The organism is Mesorhizobium sp. YIM 152430 (assembly GCF_029210365.1).
Taxonomy (GTDB): Bacteria; Pseudomonadota; Alphaproteobacteria; order Rhizobiales; family Rhizobiaceae; genus Aliihoeflea.
Genome location: NZ_JARGES010000018.1, coordinates 500,781 through 517,178, shown reverse-complemented (window position 1 = coordinate 517,178; position 16,398 = coordinate 500,781). Strand labels below are relative to the sequence as shown.

Below are 16,398 nucleotides of genomic sequence, written 5' to 3'. Positions count from 1 at the left end.
GACTGGCGGCGAGGTTTAACCACGCTGCGAATTGACGCAAGGCAAGAAAGCCTATAGAGCCCGCCTTATCCCGTGGTGATTTGCCGGTCGGCTTGCAGCCACGTAAAACAAGTCGCTAAAGGACCGTGGGCCGCAAGGCTGTATGGACCGGCGCGACGTTTCGCGGCCGGTTTTTTTTGTGTCTGGATGATGCCGATGTCGAACGAGAAGACCTGGAAGCCCGCCACCCAACTCGTCCATGGCGCGACGGTGCGCTCGCAGTTCGGCGAGACGTCGGAGGCGATGTATCTGACGCAGGGCTTCGTCTACGACAGCTCGGAATCGGCCGAGGCGCGGTTCAAGGGCGACGAGCCGGGCTTCATCTATTCGCGCTACGCCAACCCGACCGTCGACGTGTTCGAAAAGCGCATGTGCGCGCTCGAAGGGGCGGAAGATGCGCGCGCGACTGCGTCGGGCATGGCGGCGATCTCGGCCGCCCTCCTCTGCTCGGTGAAAGCGGGCGACCATGTGGTCGCGGCGCGCGCGCTGTTCGGCTCCTGCCGCTGGGTCGTCGAGACGCTGATGCCGAAATACGGCATCGAGTCGACGCTCGTCGACGGCCGCGACATGGCGCAGTGGGAAGCGGCGGTGCGGCCGAACACGAAGCTCTTCTTCCTCGAAAGCCCGACCAATCCGACGCTCGAAGTCGTCGACATCGCGGCGGTCGCGAAGATCGCCAACGGCATCGGCGCGCGGGTCGTCGTCGACAACGTCTTCGCGACGCCGTTGCAGCAAAAGCCGCTCGACCTCGGCGCCCATGTCGTCGTCTATTCGGCCACGAAGCATATCGACGGCCAGGGACGATGCCTCGGCGGCATCATCCTTTCCGACAAGAAGTGGATCGACGAGAATCTGCACGACTATTTCCGCCACACCGGACCGTCGCTGTCGCCGTTCAACGCCTGGACGCTCCTCAAGGGGCTGGAGACGCTGCCGCTGCGCGTGAAGCAACAGACCGAGAGCGCAGCACGAATCGCCGATCACCTGGCAGCGCATCCGAAGGTCTCGCGCGTCATCTATCCGGGCCGCCCAGACCATCCGCAGGCCGAGATCATCGCGCGGCAGATGACGGGCGGCTCGACGCTCGTCTGTTTCGAGACGAAGGGCGGCAAGCCCGGCGCCTTCGGCTTCCAGAACGCGCTGGAGATCGTGCGGATTTCCAACAATCTGGGCGACGCGAAGAGCCTGATCACCCATCCGGCGACGACGACGCACAAGAACCTGACCGAAGAGGCGCGCATGGAACTTGGGATCACGCCCGGAACGGTGCGGCTTTCGGTCGGGCTCGAAGACGCCGACGATCTGATCGCCGATCTCGACCGGGCGCTGGACGCGGTTTAAGCCGGAGTGCCGCCTATGTGATGTAGCCAAGGCGGATGGCCTCGGCGACCGCCTGCACGCGATTGACGGCGCCCAGCTTGGTCTTGGCGCTGAGCAGGTGCTTTTCGGACGTGTGCTCGGAAATGCCGAGAATCTGGGAGATTTCCCACTCCGACTTTCCGAGCGCCGCCCACCTGATGCACTCGCGCTCGCGCGCGGTGAGTTCGGGCCGGGTGCGCTGCACCCTTGCGATCTCGGACAATTGCAGCGCCCGCGTCACCGCATGGGTCGCTGCCAGTTGCAGCGTACCGATCTCGAAGGGATCGATGTCGAGCATCTCGCCCGAAAGCGAGACGAAGATGACGACGCCTTCGAGCGTGATGACCGGAAGGACGAGTCCTTCCTTGATCTTGAACTCGCTTGCCTCGTGGAACATGAGTTGGGCACGGGGCGACAGGCCGGGTAGCGCGCCAGCGCCTTTCCAGGGAATCGGGCGCGGTCCGTTGCGAATGATGTCGACCAGCGGATCGCATTCGAGATAATCTTCGCCGACATAGTGATCCAGCCACTCGTCCGGCCAGCTATGCATCAGCACATGGGCCTTCTGCTCCTCGGGGCCGAGCCCGTCGTCGGGCAGGGTGCCGACGAGAACCCGGTCGAGACCATAGAGCGAGGTCAGCGACAGGAACTTGCTTCGAACGGCGTCGATGGCATGGGCGGCTTGCAGGTCGGAGGCGAATTGAAGCGTCTCATCGAAGGAGCGCACGGCCGATGCCCTTTTATATCCGGTTTGAAACAATAGTATGTGTTCGAATCGATGTCACGACAACTTTCGCTTGTACGCGGTCTCATTGGAGCGGTCATGATGGGGGTTCTTTTTTCCGTCATGTCCGACACCTAAACTTGAGCGAACTGATTCTGGAGCAAAGAGATGTCGTCAGGTCACATCGTCCGCGCCTATGACGAGGATCTGGCCAGGCTCGGCGCCCGCATCGCGGCGATGGGCGGCCAGGCCGAGCGGCTGGTCGAACAGTCAGTCGCGGCACTCGTGAACTCGGATCTGACGCTGGCGCGCCATGTCGTCGAGGCGGACAAGGCGCTCGACGAGGCGCATCGGGAGATCGACGAGAAGGCCGTCGCCCTGATCGCGCGGCGCCAGCCGATGGCGGGCGACCTGCGCGAAATCCTGAGCGCCATCCGCATCGCGGCCGATCTCGAACGCGTCGGCGACATGGGCAAGAATATTGGCAAGCGCGTCGGCGCCGTTGCCGAGACGCGCCAGCCGCCACGACTTTTCCGGGGGCTCGAAGCCCTTTCCGACCTCGCCTTGACCCAACTCAAGGATGTGCTCGACCTCTACGCGACGCGATCGGTCGAGCGCGTGCCCTTCATCCGCGACCGCGACGAGCAGATCGACGCGATGTACACCTCGCTCTTCCGCGAGCTTTTGACCTACATGATGGAAGACCCGCGCAACATCACGGCCTGCACGCATCTTCTGTTCTGCGCAAAGAATATCGAGCGGATCGGCGATCACGCGACCAACATCGTCGAGACGGTCTATTTCATCGTCACCGGCGAGCAATTGCCGCCGGAGCGTCCCAAGGAGGACGAGAGCCATCGCGTGGTGATGGACGCCGCGCGCTTCGCGGCGCAATAGGCTCTATCCGCGACGGCGGCGCTCTGCGACCGGCTGGTAGGCGACGCGCGAATGGTAGGCGCAGTAAGGGCCGCATTCGCCGACATCATTGCCGCAGAACGAGAATTCCTCGGCCAGCGGATCACCGTTCGGCCATTTGCAGGTCCTTTCGGACAATTCGATCAGCTTGAGATTGCGCGACAACGGCACGACGACACTGCTGGCGCGCGGCGCGGGAGCCGCATCCGGCTGCGTGTCGAAACGAGCCTGAAGGGCGTTCGCGCCCACCGTGGTCGTCATCGGGCGGCTCGGGCGCGGCGCCTTGGGGGCGGACGGCGCGGCCTTTTTCGGGCGCGGCGCTGCGGAAGAAGCACGGCCGCGGCCCGACAGTTTCAGGCGGTGCACCTTGCCGATGACCGCATTGCGGCTGACGCCTCCGAGCTGGGTCGCGATCTGGCTGGCGCTCAGTCCCTCCGACCAAAGCTTCTTGAGAAGTTCCACCCGCTCGTCGGTCCAGTTCATGGCGACACGCTCCTAAGTGAGGTGCGGAATCCGAATCCGTTCCCGCCCGGCAACTGCCGAGTGGGCACCGCGTTGAGCCTTGGTGATTAGATCCGCCGCACGAAATCTAGTTCTTTACTGCCCGGAAACTACAATATGCGCTGACTCGGTGACAAGAGTCGGCCGGACACACCGATTCTGTTTTTTCGGTTTTCCCCAACTTGGGCTCTTCGTCCCTCGTCGGACCGCATCATGATAGCGCGCTCGCAACGTCGCTGCGGCGCGCGGGTGACGCTGCGTTGCAATGAATTGACAGCACGCCCGCGAACGCTGATAAAGGCAGTCACAAGCCGCCCTCGAGGCGGATTTTTTGTTTTTTGATCGCGTCCCCGGATGGAGTGAGGCCATGGGCGGTTCGGCCCTTTTCGAGACCTATAACCGCGCGCCACTGCGTTTCGAACGTGGGGAAGGCGTATGGCTGTATACGGAAAGCGGCGAGCGCTACCTGGATTTCGCGGCAGGCGTCGCGGTCAATTCGCTCGGCCATTCGCACCCGCATCTGGTCGCGGCGTTGAAGACGCAGGCCGACAAGCTTTGGCACGTCTCCAATCTCTACGAGGTTCCGGGCCAGACGCGACTCGCCGAGCGCCTGACCGAGGCGACCTTCGCCGACAAGGTGTTCTTCGCCAATTCCGGTGCCGAGGCGCTGGAATGCTCGATCAAGACCGCGCGGCGCTATCACTATGCGAAGGGGCGTCCCGAGCGCTACCGGATCATCACCTTCGAGGGCGCATTCCACGGCCGGACGCTGGCGACGATCGCGGCCGGCGGCCAGCCGAAATATCTCGAAGGTTTCGGCCCGAAGGTGCAAGGCTTCGACCAGGTTCCCTTCGGCGACCTCGAAACCGCAGAAAAGGCGATCACGGACGAGACCGCCGCCATCCTCGTCGAGCCGGTGCAGGGGGAAGGCGGCATCCGCCCGATCGAGGCCGACATGCTCGCCCGGCTGCGCGCGCTGTGCGACAAGCATGGCCTGCTCCTGATCTATGACGAGGTCCAGTGCGGCATCGGCCGGACGGGCAAGCTTTTCGCCCATGAATGGTCGGGCATGGCGCCGGACATCATGGCCATCGCCAAGGGCATCGGCGGCGGGTTTCCGCTCGCGGCCTGTCTTGCGAGCGACGAAGCGGCCTCGGGCATGACGCCCGGCGTCCACGGCACCACATTCGGCGGCAATCCGCTCGCCATGGCTGTCGGCAATGCCGTGCTCGACGTCGTGCTCGAAGAGGGTTTTCTCGACGAGGTGAAGCGCAAGGCCCTGCTGATCAAGCAGTCGCTGGCATCCGTCGTCGACGAGTTTCCGGAGGTCTTCGAAAGCGTGCGCGGTGCGGGCCTCATGCTCGGCCTTAAATGCCGCCTGCCGAACGGCGAGGTGAACCTTGGCCTTCGCCGGCACAATTTGCTCGCGGTTCCGGCGGGCGATAATGTCGTCCGGCTTCTGCCGCCGCTCAATGTCAGCGACGAGGAAATCCGCATTGCCGTCGAGGCGATCCGCGACGCCGCATCGGATCTTGCGCTTCCCGCGCGCAAGGCCGGCTCGGCCGCTTGAGAAACGAGACCATGGCTTCAGCATTCCGGCATTTCACCGATCTTTCCGCCATCCCATCGAGCGATCTGCGCGCCATTCTGGACGATGCGCGCGCGCGCAAGACGCGCCTAAAGGCCGGCGAGCGCGAGCGGCCGCTGGAGGGCAAGGTGCTGGCGATGATCTTCGACAAGCCGTCGACGCGCACGCGCGTCTCCTTCGATGTCGGGATGCGCCAGCTCGGCGGCGAGACCTTGATGCTGACCGGAACGGAAATGCAGCTCGGTCGCTCCGAGACGATCGCCGACACGGCGCGCGTCCTGTCGCGCTATGTCGACGCGATCATGATGCGCACGACGGACCACGAGCGGCTTCTTGAAATGACCGAACACGCCACGATTCCGGTCATCAACGGGCTGACAGACGACACGCATCCGTGCCAGATCATGGCCGACCTGATGACCTTCGAGGAACATCGCGGTCCGGTCGAGGACAAGCTCTTCGCCTGGACCGGCGACGGCAACAACGTTCTGCACTCGCTTGCCGAAGCTTCCGCGCGGTTCAATTTCCGGCTCAACATCGCCGTCCCAACCGGCAGCGAGCCGGATGCAAAATTCGTCGACTGGTCGCAAGCCAATGGCGGCCGCATCGCCTTTCACGACAGCGCCCAGGCGGCTGTCGCGGGCGCAGATTGCGTCGTCACCGACACCTGGATCTCGATGAATCAGGAGCACCGGGCCCGCGGCCACAACGTCTTCCAGCCCTATCAGGTCAATGCCGAACTGATGGCCGGCGCCAAGCCCGACGCCCTCTTCATGCACTGCCTTCCCGCCCATCGCGGCGAGGAGGTGACGGACGAGGTCATCGACGGGCCGAATTCGGTCGTCTTCGACGAGGCGGAAAACCGCCTGCACGCCCAGAAGGCGGTGCTCGCCTGGTGCTTCGGCGCTTGATTGGCAGGCGTCCGGCACCTATCTGCCGGACAATATGGATAGATCTGGCCTGGCCAGCGGATGCGGCGCATATGGTGCGTTACCTCCGAGGATGGGAATGTTGCCGTGACTGCATCGCATGTACAGCTTGGCGATTTCGGTTTCGCCGGAGACGACACGGTCGTTCCGTTTCAGGTCGCGCCGCTCGATGCGCGCGGCCGCGTCGTGCAACTCGGCCCGATCCTCGATGCGATCCTGGGTCGTCACGACTATCCCGAGCCCGTCGCGCGGCTTCTGGCCGAGGCGATGACGCTCACCGTGCTTCTCGGCACTTCACTGAAATTCGAGGGCAAGTTCATCCTCCAGACCCGCTCGGACGGGCCGGTGGATATGCTCGTCGCCGACTTCACGACGCCGCAATCACTGCGCGCCTATGCCAGCTTCGACGCCGAGCGCGTGGCGCAGGCGAGCGCGGCCGGCAGGGCGTCGCCTGCCGATCTCCTCGGCAAGGGCGTTCTGGCGCTGACCATCGACCAAGGGCAGCACATGCAGCGCTATCAGGGCATCGTGCAACTCGATTCCACCTCGCTCGAGGACGCCGCGCGCACCTATTTCCGTCAGTCCGAGCAGATTCCGACCGAAGTGCGGCTGTCGGTCGCGCGCCAGATGGTCAAGGGCCAAAACGGCTTCGACGGTCACTGGCGCTCGGGCGGGCTGATGTCGCAATTCCTGCCCGAGGCGCCCGAGCGTCTGCGCCTGCCCGATCTTCCGGGCGGCGACGGCGACAATGGCGAGATGCCCGATCCGACCGACGATGCGTGGGCGGAGGTGCAGGCGCTGCTCGCCACCATCGAGGCGGACGAGTTGATCGACCCGACCGTCGGCCCCGAACGGCTCCTTTACCGGCTCTTCCATGAGCATGGCGTGCATGTTTTCGAAGGCTCGGAAGTGGTCGATGACTGCTCCTGCTCGCGCGAAAAGATCCGCGGCATTCTCGACGGCTTCACGGATGAGGAAATCGCCGACAGCATCGAGGATGGCAGGATCAAGGTCTCGTGCGAGTTCTGCTCGACCCATTACGAGTTCGACCCGGCCGACTTCGTCACGCGGAATTGACCGCCCCACCCATCGCCCGGCAACCGGCAAGCCGTCCGTGAAGCCACATTTGCGCCACTTTTGTTAACGTGTGACTTAAAGCTTCATCAATCCGGCGGTTGCACGATGCTGCGGAATTCGGCAAGCGGGGGGCAACGCTACCGGATGAACGATGATCATAAGACTGGCAATAATCTGGCTTCTCGTCGCAGGATTCGCGGCAGGCTTTGCGGAACTGGTGACATCCGACTCGATCGGACGGAGCGAGCACGCGGGTTCGCCTTGCGATGAATGGTCGAATCCGGACTGTTCGGGGCCGGGTGCGGGCGTTCCGCTCGACTGATTAGCATTGCGGAAACCATAAGATGCCAGGATCGGTCGACACACAGTCGATCGGAACAAGCATGACCGCATTGTCAGCCGGGCACGAGGAAGAGATAGCAGAAGCCGTCTGCGAGATCGCCGTCCTTCTTGCGCAAGCCATCCACCAGATCGATCCCGACGCAGCCCAAAGGATGAACTTCGCCGCAGGCAAGGCGTATAATCGCCATCTCGGGCAGGATCAGAAACTCGCCGCGGACCTGATGTACCGTTTCGGACGCGCCTTGGTCGACCGCTCGCTCTTCCCGAGCGCCGAGGACGCAAACGACCAGCTCAATTGACTGAATGCCGTTCGCCGGGAAGGTCGAGCGAAAAGGCGGGGATCGCGACATCGAACTCGTGTCCCGCTTCGTCGCGCATCGTGTAATCGCCGACCATGAAGCCGGACGGCGTCGCGAGCGGGCAACCCGACGTGTACTGAAAGCTGTCGCCGGGCTCGAGTTCGGGCTGTTCGCCGACGACGCCGGCGCCGCGCACTTCCTCGAGCCTGCCGCCGGCATCGGTGATGCGCCAGTGCCGGGAGACGAGCTTGACCGCTTTGCTTCCGTGATTGGCGATCGTGACCCGATAGGCCCAGAAATAGCGGCCTGCCTCCGGCTGCGAGCGCTCTTCCAAATAGAAGGGCTCGACAGTGACCTCGATTCCGCTCGTCGTCGTGCGATACATTGCCTGTTCGCATCCTTTCTTCGAAAATAACGCACGCCCTGGTCATTTTGGTGCGTGGTGCGTGAAAGTTGAAGCGAAAGTGATCGCCGCATGGCCGGTCCTTCGCCTATGACCGATCCGAGGAGAGCGGCGCGATGCTGGACGGTTGGGCAAGGGCAAGGATCGATCCGCTGCTGGATCATTTGGCGGTCAGCCTCGCGCAGCGTGGCATCACCGCAAACGCCATCACCCTTGCAGCCTTCGGCGCGGGAGTTGCAGCTTTCGTGGCCATCAGCCTCGAAGCCTATCTGCTGGGTCTCCTGCTGCTTCTCGCCAGCCGCCTCGGCGACGGTCTCGACGGCGCGGTTGCGCGCCACACGCAGAAGACGGATTTCGGCGGATATCTCGACATCGTGCTCGACTTTGCCTTCTACGGGCTGATCCCGCTCGGCTTCGTGCTGGCCGATCCGGCCCCCAATTCCATTGCCGGCGCCGTTCTCATCCTGTCCTTCTACGTCAATGGCGCAAGCTTTCTCGCCTATGCCGTGATGGCGGAAAAACGCGGCCTGTCGACGGATGCAAGGGGGGAAAAGTCGCTGTTCTTCACGACAGGGCTGGCCGAAGCGACCGAAACGATCTGCTTCTTCGTCGCATTCTGCCTGTTTCCCGAATGGTTTGCGGTATTGGCGCTCCTTTTTGCCGCGCTTTGCTTTTATACAGCGCTTTCGCGCATCATCATCGCCGGGCTGACTTTCGGCAACAGGTCTTGATCCCGAGCAGGCAAATTAAACTTTATTCTACCTGAGATTGAGACTGGACAATGCCTCACGCTAAACCTAACGTTGCACGAAAGTGCGGTTTGGTGGGGGCGAACGGGCTTTGGTGACACGCGCAACGGGATGCCCGCGGGACAGCCATATCCTGCGCGGGACTGCTTAGTCATGCTTGAGGACGCAGCCGGCGGCGCCTCCATCGACGATGCCTTCACCTCGCAACGTTCGACCAGAAGAACACAATTCAAGGAGCCGGCGCCATCCGAGCTTTCGCCGTGGCTGCGCCTTGCGCAGGCACTGCGAATTGCGCCCGCCGACCTCGTGGAAGCGTCGGCACGGTGCAGGACGAACGGAACGAGCATCGCCGCGGAACTGATCGCCGCCCAGGTCATAACCGAGGAAGGCTATTGCCGTGCGCTTGCCGCGCTGCTGGACCTTCCCTTCCTCGAACAGGTCGAGCCATCCCTGGTCGTCATGCGCAAGACGGTTCGCTTTGAGGCGCTGTCGAGAGACGGGGACCTGCCGCCCATCTTCTATTATTCGCACGAACAGCCCCTGCTGCTGATCGCGCCCCTGAACGCCTCCCTCGACGATCTTTTGCGATTGACGAACGGCAAGCCCGAACTTCGGCGCCGGTTGCGGATCGTCACGCCGGGCATTCTGCGAAAGGCGATCCAGGCCCGCAGCCGGGCCTCCCTCATGCGCAGGGCCGTTTCCGGACTGGCGGAGGCTGCGCCGTCTTTTTCCGCGCGCACCGTGATGACCGGCCATCAGGGTTTCGTTCTGGGGCTGCTCGTCACCGGCCTTGCAACGCTCGCCATCTTCGAATTCCAGCGCCTGGCGACGGTGCTGCACGTCGCCGGCAGCCTGGCCTTCCTGGCCTGCGTTCTCCTGCGCGTAGCCGCAGCGATGACGGCGAGGCCGCTGAAACTCGCCCGGCTCGATCCCGGCGCTTGCGCGCAGGTGCCGATCTATTCCGTTCTGGTGGCGCTCCGAAACGAGGCCGAGATCGTTCCCGAACTGCTCGTCGCCCTGGGCAAGATCGACTGGCCGCGCTCCAGGCTGGAAATCAAGCTCGTCTGCGAAAGCGACGACCCGAAGACCCACGCCGCGCTCGCCGCTCACGAATTGCACCCATGCGTCGAGGTGATCGTCGTGCCGGTGGGCAATCCGCGCACGAAACCGAAAGCGCTGGCCTACGCCCTGCCCCAGTGCAAGGGCGAGTTCGTCGTGCTCTACGACGCCGAAGACCGGCCGCATCCCATGCAGTTGCGCGAGGCATGGGACCGGTTCCGCCGCGAGGGCCCCGATCTTGGCTGCTTGCAGGCGCCTCTCGTCATTTCGCGATCAAGGCCCCTTTTGCCCCGTCTGTTCGCACTGGAATATGCCGCGCTCTTTCGCGGGCTGCTGCCGCGGCTGGCCTCCTGGAATGCGCTGGTGCCGCTCGGCGGGACGTCCAACCATTTCCGGCGCGAAGCGCTCGACACCGTCGGCGGCTGGGATCCCTACAACGTCACCGAAGATGCCGATCTGGGACTGAGGCTGACGCGCCATGGCTATCGTGTCGGCATGATCACCCGGCCGACGCACGAGACAGCGCCGGTCGACTATGACACATGGCTGCCGCAACGCACGCGCTGGTTCAAGGGCTGGATGCAGACCTGGCTCGTCCACATGCGCTCGCCGCGCGCCCTGCTGCGCGATCTGGGCTTCGGCAATTTCGTGCTGATGCAGGTGCTGTTCGCGGGAATGGTTCTTTCCGCGCTGGCACATGTGTTCTTCGTCATCACGATCGTCGCGCTCGGCGCGACCTTCGCGCTCAAGGGCGCGCTGCCCACGCATCATACGGCGATCCTCGCCCTTGACATCTTCAACGTCACAGCTGGCTATGCCGCTTTCCTTCTCCTGGCACGACGCACGCTTTCACCTGCCGAACGGCCCGGGTTCTGGAGCGCGGCGTTCGCCACGCCGCTTTACTGGCTCGCCCTGTCGCATGGCGCGTGGCGTGCGGTCTGGCACCTCATCCGCCGTCCCCATCACTGGGAAAAGACCCCGCATCCGCCGAGCCGTGTTCTGGTGCGGCCTCCCCAGAGCGAGACGATCACCGCGGCAGCGGCGATGCCGCTCGATAGTCAGAGATGATGCGCGCATCGAGCGTCTCGATCGCATCCAGATCGCGCCCTTCGTAAGGCAAGGTCCGCAGGATGCGGGCCATGACCGCGAGCCGTGCCCGCCGCTTGTCGTTCGCCCGCACGACGATCCAGGGCGAAACCTGACTATGCGTCCGTTCCAGCATCGCGTCCCGCGCGGCGGTGTAATCGTCCCAGCGCGACATGCCCGCCACGTCGATGGGCGAGAATTTCCACGTCTTCAACGGATCGTGCCGGCGGTCGTGAAAACGCTTGAGCTGGGTTTCGTGCGAGATGTTGAGCCAGAACTTGAAGAGATGGATGCCGTCATCGACGAGCGTTGCCTCGAAGGTGGGCACCTCACGAAAGAATTTCTCGGTTTCCGCCGGCGTGCAAAAGCCCATCACCGGTTCGACCACGCCGCGATTGTACCAGGAGCGATCGAAGGTGACGAACTCGCCATCGGTCGGGAAATGGGCGACGTAGCGCTGGAAATACCATTGGCCGCGCTCGACCTCGGACGGCTTCGTCAGGGCGACGTTTCGTGCCGTTCGAGGGTTCATGTAGCGGCGGATGACGAAGATCATGCCGCCTTTGCCGGCTGCGTCGCGTCCCTCGAACAGGATCATCACACGCTCGCCGGTTTCCTGCAGCCAGTATTGCAGCTTGACGAGTTCGACCTGCATCTTTTCGAGCGCGGCCTCGTAAGCCTTCTTGTCCATGCGCCCGGAATAGGGGAAATCGTCCGCCGTCAGGTGATGGTCTTCGATCCAGTCCGGCAGGTCGGGACCGTCGATGTCGAACACCCGCTCCTTGCCGCGCACATCGAGGCGCAGCGGGGCAATCGGATCGCCGGGCAAAAGCGTCGCAATCATCGGATATCCTTTCGATTTGCGGGGTTCATGCTATGTGGGGGCAAGGTTCCGGTCCAGCCGAAGTTGAGCAAGGGGCAAAGGTGGCAAGCGACAATTCCGCATCGCTTTCGTCGGCCAGGCGGCTTGCCGCGCGCTGGCGTATGCGCCTGCGCGACCAGGCGCTTGTGATTGCCATATCGCTGGCAGCCGTGGTGCTGATGTCGGTCATTGCCGAGCGCCTCTTCCTCGGCCTTGTCGCCGCGATCGCGATCCTGGTCGCGGCATTCCTGCCAAGCCGCGCGCCGCGGGCGCAGACGGTCGTGGGGACGCCCGCCGGCCCTTCCGGTCGCAACCTGGAACGCGAAGCCCATCCGAGCGGCCTGGAACTGGCTGCAGCGATCGGCGAGCCGCTGATCGTGTGCGACGGGAACGGCGTCGTGCTGATCGCCAATGCAGCCGCTTCGCTCGCCTTCGGCCAGATCCAGCCCGGCGAACTCGTCGCGCTGAGGTTTCGCAGCCCGGAAATGCACGACGTCGTCGAAGCCGCGCTGGCCGGCAGCCATGTCCGCCCCATCGATTATGCAGAACGCGTTCCCATCGAACGAAGCTTCAAGGTGAGCGTGACGCGAATCGGCGAGGACGGCCGCTTCGCACTTCACTTCCGCGACCAGAGCGAGACACGGCGCATCGACCGGATGCGGGCCGACTTCATCGCCAATGCCAGCCACGAACTGCGCACGCCGCTCGCCTCGATTTCGGGCTTCATCGAGACGCTGCGCGGACCGGCGCGCAACGATGCCGAGGCGCGCGAGCGCTTCCTCCAGATCATGCACACGCAGACCGGCCGCATGGCGCGGCTGATCGACGATCTTCTTTCGCTCTCGCGGCTGGAAATGAAGCCGCTCGCCGGTGCGGGAGCGGTGGTCGACCTTGCTGCGCTCGCGCGCGAGGTGACGGATTCGCTCGGCCAGATGATCCGCGACAACGAGATGGCGCTGACGCTCGATCTGCCGGACGAGCCCGTCCGCGTCCTGGCAAATGCCGACGAGATCGTGCAGGTCGTCGAAAACCTCGTCGAGAATGCCTGCAAATACGGCCAGTCCGGCAAACGGCTCGACATCGCGGTTTCGAGCGACCGTGACGAAGCGGCGCTTTGCGTCCGCGATCATGGACCGGGCATCCCGGCCGAGCATATTCCGCGCGTGACGGAGCGGTTCTACCGCGTCGATGTGGAAAACAGCCGGGCGCAAAAGGGAACGGGCCTTGGTCTTGCCATCGTCAAGCATATCCTGACCCGCCACAAGGGCAGGCTGACAATTCGTTCGACACCCGGTGACGGCGCGGCCTTCACCATTCACCTGCCGCTCGCCAAGGACCAGACCGCCCAATGATGCGCGCCGCCATTCCTGCCCTTTTGCTTGCTACCATTACGTTCCAGGCGACGGCGCAAAGCCCCCGGATTCCCAGCTTCTGGGACGCGCGCGAGCGCATCGAGCGCCCTCAGATTGCCGATCTGCCGCGCCTCCGTTTCCTGACGACCGTCGATTTCCCGCCATTCAATTCGCTCGACGCCAACAACCAGTTGATCGGCTTCCATGTCGACCTTGCGCGCGACATCTGCCGGCAATTGTCGCTCGACGCGGTCTGCCAGATTCAGGCGCTGCCGTGGGACGAACTCGTTCCGGCGCTCGAGAACGGCGATGGCGAGGCGATCATCGCCGGCCTCGCGCCGACGGCGGAACTGCGCGACCGCTTCGCCTTCACGCGCCCCTATCTCAAATTTCCCGCGCGCTTCGTGGCGGGGCGTTCGACCAGCCTGTCCGAGCCGCTGCACCGGTCTATCGGGGGCAAGCGCGTCGGCGTCGTCGCCGACTCGGCGCACGAGGCGCTGCTGGACGCACAATTTCCCGATGCCGAGGCGATACCGTTCTCCCGTGCGGACTGGATGCTGCGCGACCTGAAGGCCGGACGCATCGACGCGGCGTTCTCGGACGGGATGCGGATCGCCAACTGGCTCGCCGGCGACGAGCCCGAGGATTGCTGCGTTTTCGTCGGCGGGCCCTATCTCGCGCCCGATTATCTCGGCCAGGGGTTGTCGATCGCCGTGACACGGGGGAATGCGGACCTGGCGACCGCCTTCGATTCCGCCCTTCGCGAAATCGACGCCAGCGGCCGCTTCGCCGAGCTTTACCTGCGTTATTTTCCGGTGAGCTTTTTCTAATCTAGCTCAGTCGTCGATGCGATGACGGATGGCGGCAGCGCGCTCGATGGCGGCGGCGGCGAGCGGATCGATGGAGAAGCGCGCCTTGACGATGTCGAGGATGCGGTCTTCCTCCTCGCGGATGTCAAGGTCGATCGCCGCGACGTCGACGGCGAGTGCATAGGCCGTCTCGCGCAGGCGCGGCGTCAGCGCATTGCGGATCGCCTCCAGCACTTCGGGCAGGCCACCCTCGGCAGCGAGCGCCCGCTGGCAGTTCTGTGCGACACGCAGCGTTCCAGCCTGGTCGAACCCGGCGAAGAGCGGCAGGGTACGCACGATCGCGCCGATGCGCGCGAGTTCCTCGTCGCCCATGTCGCGGTCGGCGGCCGAGGTGATGACCATGATGTAGACCATCGCCTCCTGCGGCGACAGGCTGGGCGCAGCCTCCCGGACGCGGTGGGCCTCTTCGGGTTTCGTCTTCGCCATGGGTTTCGCCTTTCGTGGGATCGGCCTCAAATCTAGGAAGAGCGGAGCTTCACCGCAATGCAAACGGCCGCGCGGCCCCGCCAAAGATTGACGCTTGCCTTGCACCCGCTTAGACCATGCCCGCCCGCGTGCGGGCTTTTCAGAAACCGGATATCGACAACATGGCGACCTCAGGATCGAACGCGCTGCATTTGACCCCGGAAATTATCGAAGCGGCGAAGGCATCGAAAGCCTGGCCGTTCGAGGAAGCGCGCAAGATCGTCAAACGCTACGAGGGCAAGGACTGGCCGCAGACCATCCTGTTCGAGACCGGCTACGGCCCGTCCGGCCTGCCGCATATCGGCACGTTCGGCGAGGTGGCGCGCACCTCGATGGTGCGCCATGCGTTCCGCATCCTGACCGAGGACAGGGTGGCGACGAAGCTGCTCTGCTTCTCCGACGACATGGACGGGATGCGCAAGATCCCCGACAACGTGCCGGATCGCGCCGCGCTCGAGCCGCACATGCACAAGCCGCTGACCGCCGTGCCGAACCCGTTCGGCGGCGACTATGCGAGCTTCGCCGACCACAACAACACCATGCTGTGCCGCTTCCTCGACACGTTCGGCTTCGACTACGAGTTCGCCAGCGCGACGCAGTACTACAAGGCCGGCCGGTTCGACCAGGTTCTGCTTTTGGCGGCCAAGCGCTTCCAGCAGATCATGGAGGTGATGCTGCCGACGCTCGGGGCCGAGCGCCAGGCGACCTACAGCCCGTTCCTGCCGATCTCACCGACGACCGGCCGCGTGCTCTACGTGCCGATGAAGAAGGTCGACCCGGAGGCCGGCACCATCACCTTCGACGACGAGGATGGGACCGAGACGACGCTGCCCGTCACGGGCGGCGCGGTTAAACTGCAATGGAAGCCCGATTTCGGAATGCGCTGGGCCGCGCTCGGCGTCGATTTCGAGATGTTCGGCAAGGATCACCAGACCAACGCGGTGATCTATGACCGGATCTGCGAAATCCTCGACGGCAAGGCGCCGGAGCATTTCGTCTACGAACTGTTCCTCGACGAGAACGGCCAGAAGATCTCCAAGTCGAAGGGCAACGGGCTGACCATCGACGAATGGCTGACCTATGCGCCGACCGAAAGCCTCGCGCTCTACATGTTCCAGCGGCCGCGGCAGGCGAAGAAGCTCTATTTCGACGTCATTCCGCGCGCGGTCGACGAATATTACCAGTTCCTCGCCGCCTATCCGCGGCAGGACTGGAAGGAGCGGCTCGGCAACCCCGTCTGGCACATCCATGACGGCAACCCGCCGCAGATCCAACTGCCGGTGACCTTCGCGCTGCTGCTCAACCTCGTCTCGGCGTCGAACGCGCATGACAAGGCGGTGCTGTGGGGCTTCATCTCGCGCCATGCGCCCGGCGTGACGCCGCAGACCCATCCCGAACTCGACCGGCTGACCGCCTATGCGATCCGCTATTTCGACGACTTCGTGAAGCCTACCAAGGCGTTCCGCGCGCCCGACGAGACGGAGCGGGAGGCTCTGGCGGCGCTTTCGGACGGCCTTGCGGCGCTGCCCGCGGGAGCCGACGGTGAGGCGATCCAGAACGCGGCGCTCGACGTGGCGCGCTCGATCGAGCGCTACCAGGACCACGCCAAGAAGAGCCCGACCGGTGGGCCCGGCGTCTCGGTAGCGTTCTTCCAGATGATCTACCAGGTTCTCATCGGTCAGGAGCGCGGACCGCGCTTCGGCTCGTTCGCCGCGCTTTACGGCATCGACAATACGCGGGCGCTGATCGGTAAGGCGCTCAAGGGTGAATTGAAATAAGG

General features: G+C 64.1%; 16 protein-coding genes and 1 riboswitch. Of the genes, 11 read left to right on the top strand and 5 right to left on the bottom strand.

All coding sequences use genetic code 11. The annotated features are described in order from the left end of the window. Window positions 1-62 precede the first annotated feature (62 nt). Window positions 63-139, top strand: a riboswitch (SAM riboswitch). Window positions 140-195: 56 nt separating this feature from the next. Continuing rightward, window positions 196-1,380: an O-succinylhomoserine sulfhydrylase gene (locus PZ895_RS04960; RefSeq protein WP_275837874.1), complete on the top strand. Its 1,185-nt coding sequence runs from the start codon at window positions 196-198 to the stop codon at window positions 1,378-1,380. 13 nt (window positions 1,381-1,393) lie between these two features. Here PZ895_RS04960 and PZ895_RS04955 read toward each other — a convergent pair whose 3' ends face one another. Next, window positions 1,394-2,125, bottom strand: a complete 732-nt coding sequence (locus PZ895_RS04955) for a LuxR family transcriptional regulator (RefSeq protein WP_275837873.1) — start codon at window positions 2,123-2,125, stop codon at window positions 1,394-1,396. Window positions 2,126-2,290: 165 nt separating this feature from the next. Between PZ895_RS04955 and phoU the strand changes: the two genes are divergently transcribed. After that, window positions 2,291-3,019 carry a phosphate signaling complex protein PhoU gene (phoU, locus tag PZ895_RS04950; RefSeq protein WP_275837872.1) on the top strand — a complete coding sequence of 243 codons (729 nt, stop codon included), beginning with the start codon at window positions 2,291-2,293 and terminating at the stop codon, window positions 3,017-3,019. A gap of 3 nt (window positions 3,020-3,022) precedes the next feature. Here phoU and PZ895_RS04945 read toward each other — a convergent pair whose 3' ends face one another. Next, on the bottom strand, window positions 3,023-3,520 hold the full coding sequence (locus tag PZ895_RS04945) for a GcrA family cell cycle regulator (protein WP_275837871.1): 498 nt from the start codon (window positions 3,518-3,520) through the stop codon (window positions 3,023-3,025). 385 nt (window positions 3,521-3,905) lie between these two features. Between PZ895_RS04945 and PZ895_RS04940 the strand changes: the two genes are divergently transcribed. From PZ895_RS04940 to PZ895_RS04925, 4 genes are all read left to right on the top strand, one after another. Then, window positions 3,906-5,108: an aspartate aminotransferase family protein gene (locus tag PZ895_RS04940; RefSeq protein ID WP_275837870.1), complete on the top strand. Its 1,203-nt coding sequence runs from the start codon at window positions 3,906-3,908 to the stop codon at window positions 5,106-5,108. Window positions 5,109-5,119: 11 nt separating this feature from the next. Beyond that, window positions 5,120-6,037, top strand: coding sequence for an ornithine carbamoyltransferase (argF, locus tag PZ895_RS04935; RefSeq protein WP_275837869.1), 918 nt, complete (start codon window positions 5,120-5,122; stop codon window positions 6,035-6,037). A gap of 60 nt (window positions 6,038-6,097) precedes the next feature. Next, a complete protein-coding gene (locus PZ895_RS04930; RefSeq protein ID WP_275837868.1) occupies window positions 6,098-7,132 on the top strand; it encodes an Hsp33 family molecular chaperone in 1,035 nt (344 codons plus the stop codon). 383 nt (window positions 7,133-7,515) lie between these two features. Continuing rightward, window positions 7,516-7,773 (top strand): hypothetical protein, encoded by a 258-nt coding sequence (locus PZ895_RS04925; protein ID WP_275837867.1) that lies wholly within the window; start codon window positions 7,516-7,518, stop codon window positions 7,771-7,773. On the opposite strand, the gene apaG is transcribed toward PZ895_RS04925, so the two are convergent. Next, window positions 7,766-8,158: a Co2+/Mg2+ efflux protein ApaG gene (gene apaG, locus PZ895_RS04920; protein ID WP_275837865.1), complete on the bottom strand. Its 393-nt coding sequence runs from the start codon at window positions 8,156-8,158 to the stop codon at window positions 7,766-7,768. The genes PZ895_RS04925 and apaG overlap by 8 nt on opposite strands. 134 nt (window positions 8,159-8,292) lie before the next feature. Here apaG and PZ895_RS04915 point away from each other — a divergent pair, with 134 nt between their 5' ends. Together PZ895_RS04915 and PZ895_RS04910 are read left to right on the top strand one after the other, a co-directional pair. Next, complete coding sequence (locus PZ895_RS04915) at window positions 8,293-8,907, top strand: CDP-alcohol phosphatidyltransferase family protein (RefSeq protein ID WP_275837864.1); 615 nt, start codon at window positions 8,293-8,295, stop codon at window positions 8,905-8,907. A 171-nt stretch (window positions 8,908-9,078) separates the two neighbouring features. Continuing rightward, the gene (locus PZ895_RS04910; RefSeq protein ID WP_275837863.1) at window positions 9,079-11,052 is read left to right on the top strand and encodes a glycosyltransferase family 2 protein; all 1,974 of its coding nucleotides are present in this window, start codon (window positions 9,079-9,081) and stop codon (window positions 11,050-11,052) included. Here PZ895_RS04910 and ppk2 read toward each other — a convergent pair. Beyond that, window positions 11,012-11,914, bottom strand: coding sequence for a polyphosphate kinase 2 (gene ppk2 / locus PZ895_RS04905; protein WP_275837862.1), 903 nt, complete (start codon window positions 11,912-11,914; stop codon window positions 11,012-11,014). The two genes, PZ895_RS04910 and ppk2, sit on opposite strands and share 41 nt — an antisense overlap. 80 nt (window positions 11,915-11,994) lie before the next feature. Between ppk2 and PZ895_RS04900 the strand changes: the two genes are divergently transcribed. Together PZ895_RS04900 and PZ895_RS04895 are read left to right on the top strand one after the other, a co-directional pair. Continuing rightward, entirely contained in the window at window positions 11,995-13,284 is a 1,290-nt protein-coding gene (locus PZ895_RS04900; RefSeq protein ID WP_275837861.1) for an ATP-binding protein, read from the top strand. Next, a complete protein-coding gene (locus PZ895_RS04895; protein ID WP_345803519.1) occupies window positions 13,281-14,114 on the top strand; it encodes a transporter substrate-binding domain-containing protein in 834 nt (277 codons plus the stop codon). Before PZ895_RS04900 ends, PZ895_RS04895 begins: the two co-directional genes overlap by 4 nt. Before the next feature lie 6 nt (window positions 14,115-14,120). Here PZ895_RS04895 and PZ895_RS04890 read toward each other — a convergent pair whose 3' ends face one another. Continuing rightward, window positions 14,121-14,579: a tellurite resistance TerB family protein gene (locus PZ895_RS04890; protein ID WP_275837860.1), complete on the bottom strand. Its 459-nt coding sequence runs from the start codon at window positions 14,577-14,579 to the stop codon at window positions 14,121-14,123. A gap of 161 nt (window positions 14,580-14,740) precedes the next feature. Between PZ895_RS04890 and PZ895_RS04885 the strand changes: the two genes are divergently transcribed. Further along, complete coding sequence (locus PZ895_RS04885; protein WP_275837859.1) at window positions 14,741-16,396, top strand: lysine--tRNA ligase; 1,656 nt, start codon at window positions 14,741-14,743, stop codon at window positions 16,394-16,396. Window positions 16,397-16,398 lie beyond the last annotated feature (2 nt).